This is a genomic window from Streptomyces lunalinharesii, from assembly GCF_039532155.1.
In the GTDB taxonomy this organism is placed as follows: Bacteria; Actinomycetota; Actinomycetes; order Streptomycetales; family Streptomycetaceae; genus Streptomyces; species Streptomyces lunalinharesii.
The window spans coordinates 78,740-91,719 of record NZ_BAAARK010000005.1; the positions used below are offsets into that span (position 1 = coordinate 78,740).

The 12,980-nt window shown below is 75.3% G+C and carries 10 protein-coding genes; 9 read left to right on the forward strand and 1 reads right to left on the reverse strand.

The window, feature by feature from the left end; genetic code table 11:
• Positions 1 to 4: 4 nt before the first annotated feature.
• Positions 5 to 898 (forward strand): HpcH/HpaI aldolase/citrate lyase family protein, encoded by an 894-nt coding sequence (locus ABD385_RS09875; protein WP_344574706.1) that lies wholly within the window; start codon positions 5 to 7, stop codon positions 896 to 898.
• A gap of 14 nt (positions 899 to 912) precedes the next feature.
• Here the strand turns inward: ABD385_RS09875 and ABD385_RS09880 are convergent, their stop codons facing one another.
• Complete coding sequence (locus ABD385_RS09880; protein ID WP_344574707.1) at positions 913 to 2,052, reverse strand: CapA family protein; 1,140 nt, start codon at positions 2,050 to 2,052, stop codon at positions 913 to 915.
• Between the two features lie 509 nt (positions 2,053 to 2,561).
• Between ABD385_RS09880 and ABD385_RS09885 the strand changes: the two genes are divergently transcribed.
• From ABD385_RS09885 to ABD385_RS09920, 8 genes are all read left to right on the forward strand, one after another.
• The gene (locus ABD385_RS09885) at positions 2,562 to 3,860 is read left to right on the forward strand and encodes a hydroxymethylcytosylglucuronate/cytosylglucuronate synthase (protein WP_344574708.1); all 1,299 of its coding nucleotides are present in this window, start codon (positions 2,562 to 2,564) and stop codon (positions 3,858 to 3,860) included.
• A 133-nt stretch (positions 3,861 to 3,993) separates the two neighbouring features.
• Positions 3,994 to 5,022, forward strand: a complete 1,029-nt coding sequence (blsE, locus tag ABD385_RS09890) for a cytosylglucuronate decarboxylase (protein WP_344574709.1) — start codon at positions 3,994 to 3,996, stop codon at positions 5,020 to 5,022.
• Positions 5,010 to 5,975, forward strand: a complete 966-nt coding sequence (blsF, locus tag ABD385_RS09895; protein WP_344574710.1) for a CGA synthase-related protein — start codon at positions 5,010 to 5,012, stop codon at positions 5,973 to 5,975. The genes blsE and blsF overlap by 13 nt, the downstream gene beginning before the upstream one ends.
• Before the next feature lie 63 nt (positions 5,976 to 6,038).
• Positions 6,039 to 7,229: an arginine 2,3-aminomutase gene (blsG, locus tag ABD385_RS09900; RefSeq protein ID WP_344574711.1), complete on the forward strand. Its 1,191-nt coding sequence runs from the start codon at positions 6,039 to 6,041 to the stop codon at positions 7,227 to 7,229.
• A complete protein-coding gene (locus ABD385_RS09905) occupies positions 7,226 to 8,407 on the forward strand; it encodes a DegT/DnrJ/EryC1/StrS family aminotransferase (protein ID WP_344574712.1) in 1,182 nt (393 codons plus the stop codon). Before blsG ends, ABD385_RS09905 begins: the two co-directional genes overlap by 4 nt.
• Positions 8,404 to 9,771 carry an ATP-grasp domain-containing protein gene (locus ABD385_RS09910; RefSeq protein WP_344574713.1) on the forward strand — a complete coding sequence of 456 codons (1,368 nt, stop codon included), beginning with the start codon at positions 8,404 to 8,406 and terminating at the stop codon, positions 9,769 to 9,771. The genes ABD385_RS09905 and ABD385_RS09910 overlap by 4 nt, the downstream gene beginning before the upstream one ends.
• Complete coding sequence (locus ABD385_RS09915) at positions 9,740 to 10,876, forward strand: MFS transporter (RefSeq protein ID WP_344574714.1); 1,137 nt, start codon at positions 9,740 to 9,742, stop codon at positions 10,874 to 10,876. The genes ABD385_RS09910 and ABD385_RS09915 overlap by 32 nt, the downstream gene beginning before the upstream one ends.
• A gap of 203 nt (positions 10,877 to 11,079) precedes the next feature.
• On the forward strand, positions 11,080 to 12,966 hold the full coding sequence (locus tag ABD385_RS09920) for a hypothetical protein (protein ID WP_344574715.1): 1,887 nt from the start codon (positions 11,080 to 11,082) through the stop codon (positions 12,964 to 12,966).
• The last annotated feature ends 14 nt before the right edge of the window (positions 12,967 to 12,980 follow it).

Below are 12,980 nucleotides of genomic sequence, written 5' to 3' on the forward strand. Positions count from 1 at the left end.
GGCGATGGGTGCGACGGACCAGGCGCAGGAGGGCGTGCGGGCGCGCCGCTCGGTGCTGTACATGCCGGGCGCCAACGCGCGGGCGCTTCAGAAGGCGGCGTCGCTGCCGGCGGACGGGCTGATCCTCGACCTGGAGGACGCGGTCGCCCCGGACGCCAAGGAGGCGGCCCGGGAGCGGGTCGCGGCGGCGGTGGCGGCCGGCGGGTACGGCCACCGGGAGGTGACGATCCGGGTCAACGGGCCGGGCACGCGGTGGTTCGCGGACGACCTGCGGGCGGCGGCGCAGGCCGGGCCGGACGCGGTGGTGGTGCCGAAGGTGGAGTCGGCGCGGACCGTGCACGAGGTGGAGCGCCACCTGGAGGCGGCCGGCGCCCCGGACCGCACGGCGATCTGGGCGATGGTGGAGACGCCGCGGGCGATGCTGGACGCCCGCGCGGTGGCCGGTGCGAGCGAGCGGTTGACGGTGCTGGTGATGGGCACCAACGACCTGGCGAAGGAGCTGCACGCCGCCCATGTGCCCGGCCGGGCGCCGCTGTTGACCGGGCTGTCGCTGGCGCTGCTGGCGGCCCGGGAGGCGGGGAAGGCGATCCTGGACGGGGTGTTCAACGACGTCAAGGACCCGGCCGGGTTCGCGGCGGAGTGCGTCCAGGGGCGGCAGTTCGGGTTCGACGGGAAGACACTGATCCACCCGTCGCAGATCGAGCCGTGCAACCGGGCGTTCGCGCCGGCCGAGGAGGAGGTGGCGCGGGCCCTGAGGATCATCGAGGCGTTCGAGGCCGCGGAGCGGGAGGGCCGCGGGGTGGTCACCGTGGACGGCCGGATGGTGGAGAACCTCCACGTGGAGGAGGCCCGGCGGGTGCTGGCGCTGGCCGCGGCGGTGGCGGACGCCGGGCGGTAGCCGGACCGGCGGCGCTACCGGCCCGCGGCCCCCGGCGGCCGGGCCGGGCGCAGGGTCAGCGCCGGGGCCGGGTCGGTGGTGAGGACGGTGGGGGCGAACCCGCGGGCGAGGCGGTCGAAGAGGGCGCCGAGCCAGCGGGCGTCCGCGGCGGAGGCGTGCCGCAGCCGCATCCGGCGGGCCTGGAAGGGGACGATCCGCAGTTCCCGCAGGCGTCCGGTGCCGGGCTCCAGCACGGCGAGGTAGAGCGGGCGCAGGTCGTCGCGGTAGCGCTCGTAGCCGGTGATGCCTTCGTAGTCGTCGATGAAGTCGCCGCACCCGTGGAGGATGAGCTTGCCCGCGTACACCTCCACGGGGCGCGGATGGTGCGCGGAGTGGCCGTGGACGAGGTCCACGCCGGCGTCGACGAGGGCGTGCGCGCAGGCGGTCTGGGCGCGGGGGACGCCGTAGCCCCAGTTGGACCCCCAGTGCACCGAGACCAGGGTCAGGTCGCCGGTCCGCCTGCGGGCGCGGAGCAGGGCGGCCGCCGCGGCGGCGGTGGCCGGCGAGGGGCCGTCCGCCCAGTGCACGCCGCCGTGCCGGGCGGTCGCGGCCCAGGTACGGGGGATGCCGCTGGACGGCATGCCGAGGGCGAGGACGAGCAGGCGGCGCCCTCCGGGCAGGGGGACGATCGCGGGGCGGCGGGCCGCCTCGGCGTCGTCGCCGGCGCCCGCCGTGCGCAGCCCCGCGGCGGCCAGGCTCCGCAGGGTCTCGCTCAGTCCCTCGCGGCCGAAGTCCAGGACGTGGTTGTTGGCCAGCACGCAGACGTCGGGGCGGGCGGCGGCCAGACAGGGCAGGTTCCCCGGGTGCATCCGGTAGTGGATCTGCCGGCCGGGGGCGAAGGCGCCCCGCCGGGTGACGGAGGTCTCCAGGTTCAGCACGCGGGCGGCGGGCGCGGCGGCGTCCAGGGCGTCCAGGGCGGCGCCCCAGGGATAGCGGACGTCGACGGGACGGGGGACGGGGCCGTTGGCGGCCTCGGCCAGGCCCACGTAGATCCGGGCGTCCTGGACGTACGGTTCGCGCAGTTCCGGGTCGCCGGGGCACGGCAGGATCTGATCGACCCCGCGGCCGAGCATCACGTCGCCGCAGAGTGCGAGGGTGACGGGATCAGCGGTCATCGGCACGCACCGGCTTCCTCCTCCCAGGTTAGGGGGCGGCCGGTGGGGCGGACGGATGGCCCCGGGGCGGTGTTTCACGTGAAACGCGGCCGGTGCCGTGGCGCAGCCGGTCCGTTCCGGCCGGGCGGTGGTGCGCGGTCCAGGCGGGCACGCGAGCGCACGCCGAGCGCCAGGGGGGCGCGGTGTCGCGGCGTACCGGAGGCCGGCGCGGTGGCCCGGGAGCCGGGGTGGCCTCGCCGGATCCCGTTCGCGCCCGGGCGCGCACCGGACGGGCGGGCGCTCACCGCCGGTACGAGGTGCGGCCAAGGGTGCGGCTGGGGCGTCGCGCGGCGGCCTTGTCGGATACATCGGTCAAGGGGGAATCCGTGGCTGGATTCCGTTGATATGGGGCTTGCGGGGAAAAGCGTTCAGAACGGATCGTGTGGGCCGGAGTTCCCCTCGGGTGGCGACCAGGCCACCCGACCGGATGCCCCATCCGTCCTCGTACGCAAGGGAGTTGACGCCCCACCATGCATCCAGCGCCCGGCCCCGCCGCCGACACGATAGCCGTCACCGGCGTGGAGTTCGGCTGGGGCAGCTCCGGCAAGCTGAGCGCCCTGCTGGCCGCGCTGCGCGAGCGGTCGGAACGGCCCCTGCGGTTCGTCGGCCTGGGCTCCGGGCTGGGCCGGCCGCTGCTGGCCGGGCAGGGGATCGAGCGGTGGTACGACCTGCCGGCCGGGGACGGCCCGGCGCGGGCCGCGGTCGCCGAGTTCGTCCGGGACGAACGGGTCCGGGCCGCCCTGGTGGTGTTGGACGGCGCCGCCGCCACGGCGCTGGAAGGCGCCGGGGTGCCGACCGTGTTCGTGGACAGCCTGCCGTTCCTGTGGACAGAAGGGGACCGCGACGCACTGCCGCTGGAGGTCTCCGCGTACTGCGCCCAGCGGTGCGTCGAACTCCCCGACGCCAGCCGGGAGGTGCTGGGGTCGGTGCGTGAACTGCGCTGGGTGGAAGCGGTCGTCGGGAGCGCCGGGCCGGTCCCCGCGCACCCCCGTCGGTCCGGTCCGCGGCCCGGCGGGAGGGCCCTGGTCAACCTGGGCGGGCTCCGGGCCCCGGAGCTCGCCGACTGGACCCGGTATCCGCGGATCGTGGTGCCCGCCGTCCTCGCCGCGCTGGCCGCGTACGGGGCGCACGAGGTGCACGTGGCCGGGAATCTGCCGCGGGAAGTGGTCGAGCGGCTCGCGGCCGGGATGTTTCACGTGAAACCGGTGGCCGGCGGGCGGATGACCGTGACCGCCGGGGCGCTCCCGCACGGGGAGTTCCTGGCCCGGCTGGCGGAGTGCGAGGTGCTGCTCACCTCCCCCGGGCTGACCACGCTCCTGGAGGCCGGCAGCCTCGGCGTGGCGACCGTCTGCCTGCCGCCGCAGAACCTCAGCCAGATCTTCAACGGCCGGTTCCACAGCCGGGCGGTGGGCGCGGACGTCCGGGTCGTCTGGCCGTCCACGGTGCTCTCCGAGGAGACCGTCATGGCGCTGCGGTCTGACGGCGAGGACGCAGCCCTGCGGGTCGTCTACGACGGGATCGCGGCGGCCTCCCACGACGGGACCCCCCACACGGCGGGCGGGGCCCCGGTCCCGCACCGCGCCCCCGAAGCCGTCGGGCCGCGCCCGGAGGTGCTCGCCGCGGTGCGGGACGGCGTCCTCGCCGCGTTGCGGACCGCCGAACGGGGGGCCGACTGGGGCGGGTTGGCCCGCGTCACCGGCACGGGCGGCGCGGCACAAGTGGCCGACGTCGTGCTCGCGATACTCGCCCGGACCCCGACGCCCGCCTGACCGGGCCCGACCGCCACCCCGTCCGGCCCGCACCCCCACCCCGCCCGGCCGCCGCCCGGCCCCGCGCCCCCGGCACCGCCCCGCAGACAGCCCTGCCCCAGGAAGACCCCTCCACCAGGAAGATTCCGCTGCCATGTCCGCTGCTCCGTCCGAGGCCCGGCCCGACGCCCGCCCCACCCGGCGTCCCCGCTACCTGTTCATCCGGATCCTGGAGGCCTGCAACGCCGACTGCTTCATGTGCGAGTTCGCGCTCTCCCGCGACACGTTCCGCTTCACCTCCGCGGACTTCACCGAGCTGCTGCCCAAGGCCCGGGCCGCCGGAGTGGGGTACGTCCGGTTCACCGGCGGCGAGCCGCTGATGCACCGGGACGTCGTGGAGCTGGTGCGGGCCGGCACCGACGCCGGCATGAAGATGTCGCTCATCACCAACGGCATGCTGCTGCCGAGGTTGGCCGAGCCGCTCGCCACGGCGGGACTGGCGCAGGTGATCGTCAGCCTCGACGGCGCGTCCGCCGCCACCCACGACGTCTACCGGCGGTCCCCCGGCATGTTCGACAACGGGCTGCGCGGACTGCGGGCCGCCGCAGCGCTCGGCGTCCTGCCCCGGGTCAACACCGTCGTCGGCCCCCACAACTACGCCGAGATGCCCGCGCTCCAGCAGGTGTTGACCCGCGCCGGGGTGCGCCAGTGGGAACTGTCCGCACTGAAACTGGACCGCTCCATCAGCTATCCCGATCCGGACCACGTACGGGCGGTGTGCGACCCGCTCTACACCGCCGACCCGGCCACCACCCTGGTCCCGCTGGGCAAACGGTTCTACGGGGACACCCCCGAGGAACAGCGGCGGTACTTCGACGCGTCGGTGACGCCACGGGCCTCCGGGCCGCTCTGCCACGTCGTCGACGACGTCATCTACATCGACGGCAAGTACGGGCGCACGTACGCCTGCAGTTGCCTCCCGCACCGGGCCGACGACGGCGCCCCGGGCGGCGCCCCGCTGCGCGAGGGCGGGGCGATCCACCTCGACACCCCGGCGTTCCGCCACCATGCGGCGCACTTCCGCGAGCGGGGGCCGCAGTCGTGCGGCGGCTGCTCCACCACGGCCGCCGGCTACAGCGACGACGTGGCCCGGCTCGGGGTGGTGGCGCCGTGGCAGTACTGACGACCGACGGCGCCGCGCCGGCCGGTGACGGACCGGCGGGCCACCGGGTGCTGCTCGTCGCCCGCGCCGCGGAACTCGACGCGGTGCTGGCCAGCCGACGCGTCGCCGCCCACCTGGGCGGCCTGCGCCCGGTGACCGCCGCGGCCGTCGGCCCGGCGGCCCCGCCCGGCCACCGCGGCGCACCCGTGGAGGTGGCGCTGGTCTGCGACGACACCACCGCCACCGCGCACCTCGTCAACCGCGGAATCCCCGTGGTGCACCTGCGGTCCGGCCACCGCCTCGAACCGGCCGCCGACGCCGCCCCGGCCGGCGCGCTGCACCGGGTGCACCGGCCCGGCTGGCTGCCCGGACCGTGGTCCCCGGCCGGGGAAGCCCGGGCGACCGGCGCCCTCGCCCCCGCCCGGCCGGCCCGGCACCGGACGCGCAGCGGCACCCTCCTGCTGCTGTCGCTCTGGGACGCCCCGGCGCCCCGGGCGGACGTCTACGCGGCGGCGGTGCTGCGGCCCCTGGTGTGCGCGGCCGTGCGCCGCACGGGCGGCTGCGAGGTGGTCACCGACGCCCGGACCGGGGCCGTCCGGGACGCCCTCGGCGGCCTCGCCGGCGTCCAGATCGACGAGATCGCCGACCCGGACGTGGACCCCGACGCGCTGCACGCCCGGGCCGACGTCTTCCTCGCCTCGCCCACCCTGGGCGCCGTGACGCTCGCCCAGGCGCGGCGCGCACCACTGGTGTTCCTGCCGCCGCTCGGGGCGGCCCAGCAGGACCTGGCGGAACGGGTGGCCCGGGCGGCGCCGGTCCCGGTGGCCACCGACCCGGACGACCCGGCGCCGTGGACACCGTCCGCGAGCCCGGCGGCCGACCCCTGGCACGACCTGGACCCGGCCGCCGACGACCTCCGCGGCGCGCAGCGCGTCGCGCGGACCCTGCGCCAGCTCTGCCTCGCGCCCCTGTGACCGTCCCGGCGCCACCGTCCCCCGCCCCGCGCTCCCCCGCTCCGCCGCCAACCAGGAGTCGCCATGTCCCACCCCACCGCCGGCCGCACTGGCACCACCACCCGTCCGCCCGCCCGCGCGAAGGGCGCCGCGCCGCCTCGTCCCGACGTGCCCGACGCCCAGTGGAACGACTGGCGTTGGCACATGCGCAAGCGCATCACCAACGTCGAGAAGGCCCGGGACTGGCTCGCCCTCACCCCCGACGAGGAGAAGGCCATCGCGGAGTCGGCCGGGACGTACCGGTGGAGCGTCACCCCGTACTACGCGTCGCTGATGGACCCGCAGGACCCCGCCTGCCCGATCCGGCAACAGGGCGTGCCCTCGCTCGGTGAACTGGCCGCGTATTCGGGCGCCGAGGTCGATCCGGTCGGCGACATGTTCTACCGGAAGACCAACCGCGTGGTGCACAAGTACCCGGACCGGGTGATCATGCTGATCACCGAGGCGTGCCCGGTCTACTGCCGGCACTGCACCCGCAAGTTCCACACCACCGACGTCTCCGGCACCTACTTCCGCGACGACGAGGGCGCGTCCTACGAGGAGGACCTGCGCTACATCGCCGACCACCCGGAGATCCGCGACGTCCTGTTGACCGGCGGTGACCCGCTCTCCTACCAGGACGGCAAGCTGGAGGAGATCGTCTCGGGGCTGCGGGCGATCCCCAGCGTGGAGATCATCCGGATCGGCAGCCGCTTCCCGGTGCTGCTGCCGCAGCGGATCACCGACGGGCTGTGCGAGATGCTCGCCCGCTACCACCCGGTGTGGCTGAACACCCACTTCAACCACCCCAAGGAGATCACCCCGGAGGCCGCGGCCGCGGTCGACCGGCTGCTGCGGCACGGCGTCCCGGTCGGCAACCAGACCGTGCTGCTGCGCGGCATCAACGACGACGTGCCCACCATGCGCACGCTGATGACCGAGCTGCTGCGCATCCGGGTCCGGCCGTACTACCTCTACCACTGCGACAACGTCACCGGCGTCTCGCACTTCATGACCTCCATCGAGAAGGGCTGGGAGATCATGGCGGGCCTCCAGGGGCACATCACCGGCTTCGGAGTTCCGCAGTACGTCCTGACCACGAAGATCGGCAAGATCCCCCTCGCCCAGCCGTACTTCACGCCCGTCGACGGCGGACTGCGGCTGCGCAACCACCACGGCCAGGAGATGGTCGTGGACGCGTCCGTGCACCCGCTCACGGAGGACGACCTGCGATGAGCCTCGACAAGCGGCTGGGGCAGCGCTTCCTGCCCTACGGAGCCAACTACCTCGACTACTCCGACATGACCGAGTTGGCCGAGGCCATCGGCCACGGCGTGCTGTTCCGCTACCAGACCGAGCACGAGTCCATCGCCTCCCGACTGGAGCGCCGGGTCGCCGAACGCCTCGGCGCCGCCCACGTGTTGGCGGTCCACAACTGCACCGAGGCGCTGCGCCTGGCCCTGGTCTCCACTCGCCCGCGCACCGGCGACCTGGTCCACATCCCGGCCGCCACCTTCGTCGCGGTCGCCGGGGCGGTGCTCTCCAGCGGGCTGATCCCGGTCCTCGTCGACGTCGACGCCTCGCTCTCCCTCGACACCACGCTGCTGCCACCGGACGCCCAACGGGTCATCGTCGCCCACATGGAGGGCACGGTGGCCACGCTCCCCGAGGGCGTGCCGTACGTCATCGAGGACAGTGCCCAGGCGCTCGGCGCGCGGTTCCCCGACGGCCGGCACACCGGCACCCGCGGCTACGCCGGTACGTTCAGCTTCCACCACAACAAGGTGCTCACCTCCGGCGAGGGCGGGCTGGTCACCACCAACGACCCGGACGCCTGGCAGACCATGCGCTGCTACCACGACCACGGCTCGGCGCGGGTCCCCGGCCGCTACCCCACCTGGACCGCGGACGCCTACTACGGGGAGAACTTCGTCACCAGCGAGGGCGTCGCCGCCATCCAGTACCAGCAGTTCCGGCACCTGGACGAGCTGCTGGCCGGACTGGAGCGGCAGCACGCCATGGCCATGGCGGAGTTGCCCGCGCGCCGCGACCTTCAGGTGCTGCCGCGGGCCGCGGGCGACGCCAAGATCAGCCTGCGGTTCCGGTGGGAGAGCCGGGAACTGCGGGACGCCGCGGTGGCCGCGCTCACCGCCAAGGGCATCGCCAACTGGACGCTGGGCAAGTACCTGCTGCCCGAGCACCCGGTCCTCACCGGCCGTCGCTCGCTCTACGCCGACGGCTTCCCGTGGCACCTCGCACCCCAGGGGCAGCCGCTGGCGCTGAGCCGGGACGGCTTCGCCCGCACCCGCGACCTGCTGGGGCGCACCCTGTGCGTCCCGCTGTCCCCCGAACTGCCGGCGGCGGAACAGCTCCTCGCGGTGCGGGCGGTGCGCGACGTCCTGGAGGCGGTGTGAACGCGAACCGCCCCCCGGTGCTGCTGATGGCGGACGACCGGGCCACCTCCTTCACCCGGTACGCGGCCCGGGCGCTCCCCGACCACCTGGTGCTGCTGCGGTTCGCCGAGGCCCGCCGGGACCTGGCCGACGACTACCTCCGCGAGACCGCGCACCTGCCGGCGTTCTGGGTGCGGGAGGGCGTGCCGCTGGCGGCGGAGGCGCAGCGGTACGCGGCGTGGGTCCGCGGGCTGCCGCGGGCGCCGGACCGCTTCTGCAACCCGTCCGAACCGCGGCAGGCCCTCGCGCAGCGGTTCGCCGCCCTGGCCGGGCTGCCGCACCTGACCGAACGCCAGGTGCGGTGGGTGCGCGACAAGGGCGCCATGAAGGACCGCTTCCGGGAGTTGGGGCTGCGCACCGCCCGGTACGCCCGGGTCGCCTCCCCCCAGCAGGTGCGGGACTTCGCGGCGCGGTGCGGCTGGCCGGTCGTGCTCAAGCCGGTGGACTCCTTCGCCTGCGTCGACACCCACCGGCTGAGCGGGCCGGCCGACCTGGCGGCGCTGTCCGGCCCCGCCTTCGGCGCCCGCGACTGGTTGGTCGAGGAGTTCCTGGGCGGCACCGAGTGGGAGGTCTGCGCGCTGCTGCACGCCGGGCAGGTGCTGGACGTGTGGCCCAGCGCGATGCCCTGCCGCCCGCTGGACATCGTCGACGGCGCGATGAACGCCAACATCAGCGTGGCCACCGACGAGGTGCCCGCGCTCGCCGCCACCCCGGCGGCCTCCCGGGCCGCGCTGCACGCCCTGGTGCAGCGGATCGCCACCGGCATGGACCTCGACCACGGCTACGTCCACATGGAGTTCTTCGTCATCGACGGCGAGGTCCACGCGGGCGAGATCGGGCTGCGGATCGCCGGCTGCGAGATCACCGCCAACCACGGGCACGCCTACGGCTTCGACGTCTTCGGCGCCACCCTCGACGTGTATCTGGGCCGCCGCCCGGAGCTGCGGTACGGGCGGCGGCGCTGCGCGGGCGACCTGCTGCTGCCGCTGCCCGGGTCCGGAACGGTCCGCGCGCTCACCGCACGGGAGGAGTTGCTGCGCATCCCCGGGGTGCTGGACGCCGTTCTCAAGGTGGGTGTCGGCGACCCGGTGGCGGCCCGGCGCGCCTCGCACAACGCATCCGGCCACGTCCATGTGTCAGGAGCAACGATCCGTGAAGTGGAAGCCCGCATGCGCCAGGTCCTCGACGCCTTCACCATCGAGGTCGTCCCGCGGGTTCCGCGCCCTGCTGACCCGCCGCCACGTGGCGGGGCCGGCGTGGTGGAGCCTCCTCGCCCGGCTCCCCGTCTATCTGATGTCCCTGGCCATGGTGCTGCTGGTCCGTGAACAGGGCGGCAGCTACGCCCAGTCCGGGACGGTCGCGGCCGCCTACACCGTCTGCATGGCGGTGGGCAGCCCGCTGATCGCCCGCCGCGCCGACCGGGTCGGCCCGCGGGCGGTGCTGGTCGTCACCGGCCTGGTCCACCCGTCGGCGCTCGCCGTCCTGGTCTGGGCGACCGCACCGGGCGGCTGGGCACAGCCCGCGGTCGCGGGGCTGGCCGGGCTCGCGCTGCCGCCGGCCAACTCCGTGATGCGGTCGCTGTGGGCACGGTTGCCGCTGGCGGAGCACGAACGCGCGCTGGCCTACCTGTGGGAGGCACTGCTCACCGAGGTCCTGGTCATCGGGGCACCACTGTTGCTCGCCGGCCTGATGCTGGCGGGCTCCGCCGGGCTGGCGTTGACCGCGGCGGCGGTGACCGGCGGCGCGGGCGCCCTGGGCCTGGCCGCGACCCGGGCCGCGGCGGGCGGCGGCCGGCCGGCCCCGCAGGACGGGGCGGACGGGGCGGCACCCGGCGTCCTGGGCCCGTTGCGCAACCCGGCGCTGCTGACGCTCGTCGTCATCATGGCCGGCTGCGCGGTGCCGATCGGCCTGATGACGCTGGCCATCCCGGCCTTCGTGGACGCGCACGGATCCCGCACCGGCACCGGCCTGGTGTACGCCTGTTGGGGCGTGGGCAGTGCACTCGGCGCCCTGTGGCTGGGGCGGGCGCAGTCCGAGGTGCCGGTGCACCGACGGTTCCCGCGCCAGGTGCTCGGCTACGCCCTCGGCACCGCACTGCCCCTGCTGGCCACCTCCGAGGTCACCCTGGGCGTCGCGCTGGCCGTGGGCAGCGTCCCCATCGCCCTGGTCTCGGCGAGCGAGATGACGCTGGTCAGTGCGGTCGCCGAAGAACGGCTGCTGACCGAGGCGTTCACCTGGGCCTCGCTGGCGACGGTGACCGGCGACGCCCTGGGCCAGCAGGTCGGCGGGTTGCTGATGGCGCGGCTGGGGCCGCACGGGGTCTTCGCGACCGCGTGCGCGGTGGCGCTGGCGGGTGCCGCACTGGCCTTCGGCTGTCGCGGCGTGCTGGCCCGCGGCACCCGGCCGTTCCCGGCGGAGGCGCTGGCGTGACCGTCGAGCCGTCCGCGGGACCGTTTCACGTGAAACAGCCGGGCGGGACGTGCCGGCTCGGGCAGCAGCCCAACAGGCCCTGGTTTCACGTGAAACGGTCCGCCCGACCACCACCGGCCGACCCGCCCGACCCGACCACCGCGTCCCGCCAAAGCCCGCCCCGCCCCCGCCCCCGTCTCCGCGTACGAACACGAGGTGCCCCCATGAAGCCTGCCGCCACCGAAGAGCGGCCCCCCGACCGCCGGCCGGACGGCCCCCTCTTCCGCCCGGTGGGCGCGGACGACTTCCCCGGTGCCGTGCGGGAGTTCCTGGCCGCACCGGAACGTGCGGGGGTGCCGGTGCTCGTCGAGGGCCGCCCCGATCTGGCGGAGAGCGCCCGGCTCGCCACCCGCCTCTACACCGCCGCCCGCCTGCCGCACCCCCTGGACACCGGCATCGTCCTCGGCGCGAAGGAACTCCCGGACGGCGTCGCCGAGCTGGCCCGCCCGCTCGCCACCACGTGGGTGTCCGAGGACGAACTCGGCGCCGACCCCGCCGCGTTCGCCCACCGCCACCCGGGCCCGCTGCTGCTCGTCGGCACCTACGACCGCCTCACCCTGGACCCCGTCCGGGGCCTGCTGCTGGGCACCTACCGCGGCCGGGAGCGGGCCCTCACCCTGCTCAGCGGCCGGGACGGGGCGTCCGTCGCCTGGAACGCCGCCAAGCAGTACGCGGTGCCGGCTGAGGAGGTCGAGGCGCTCGGACTGTTCACCGACACCGACCGGCCCCCGCAACTGCCCGGCGTCCGGGTCTTCGACGACCGGGACTTCGCGCGCACCGACATCCAGGCGGAGATCCTCGGCACCCGCTGGCGCCGGGTGGTCTTCCAGGGCCACGGCAAGGACGACAGCGTCAACCTCGGCGAGTTCACCATCTGCGGCAAGAACGCCGCGGTGCCCGCGCAGCGCGGACTGCTCGGCCCCCGCTGCGCGTACGGACTGCCGTGCTACAAGCCCGAGGACAAGCTCGTCCCGCTGCACCGGGTGGCCGCCGTCGAGGTGGTGCTCAGCGCCTGCAACAGCGGGCCGCTCGCCGACCTCGCGCTCTACGACCCCAAGTACCAACTGCTGCTGAACGCCCTGGACGGCCCGGCCCGCACCGTCGTCCCGGCCGTCTCGGTCCACGACTCCGACCGGCCGGAGAACGTCGCCTGGATGCGTGCCGCGGTCACCGGCGCCGACTCGGTGGACGCCCTCAACGCCAGCCTGGCCGGCTCCCACCCCTACCCGGCGTTCATGCGCCACGGCCTGCCCGCCGACCCGGGCCGGACGCCGCCCCCGCCCGCCCCCGGCGACCACCGCCCGGACCCGCTGGTCCTCACCACCGGCCGCCGGCTCACCGCCCTCCTCGCCTCCGGACTGCTGGCACCGCAGAACGCGCTGCGGCCCCGACTGACCAAGCTCGCCCGGAAGGTGGACCTGTGGGCGGCCCGCCCCACCCACCTCGCCGACCAGTCCACCGCCGAGATCCGCAGCTCGCTCACGGCGGACCTGCAATCGCTCGACCACGTCATCGCCGAACAGGTCACCAAGGACCCCGAGCACGAGATCATGAACTATCCGGCGCACTTCGGGGACCGCAGTCGCCTCGACCCGGACGTCCGCGAGACCCGCTGCCACTGCGGGCGCCCGGCCCAGGAGTTCACCCGCCGCGGCCTGCTGCCGTACGTCCTGGACACCGTCTGCGCGGTCTGCATGCGGTGCGGCGACGTCACCTTCCGGGTGCCCGACGCCCCCGAGCTGCTGGCCCACGCCGCCGACGAGGTGGAACAGGGCGGCGTGCTCGACGTCCGGGCGGTGCTCACCACCCCGCGCCCGGGGCCGGTCCGGCTGGGCCTGTTCGTCCCCGGCTACCTGCGTGAGGACACCGTGGTCGAGCCGGCCGCCACCAAGGTCCGGGTTCCCGCGGGGGAGTCCAGGGACGTCCGCTTCCGGATCCGCTGCGCCCCCGACACCGCCCCGCAGGCGTACTACTTCACCGTCTTCGCCGTCCAGGACCTCGCCGTCTCGACCGCCCGCCGCCACTTCGGGGTGGTCCCGCGGCCCGACTGACCCTGCGGCACCAC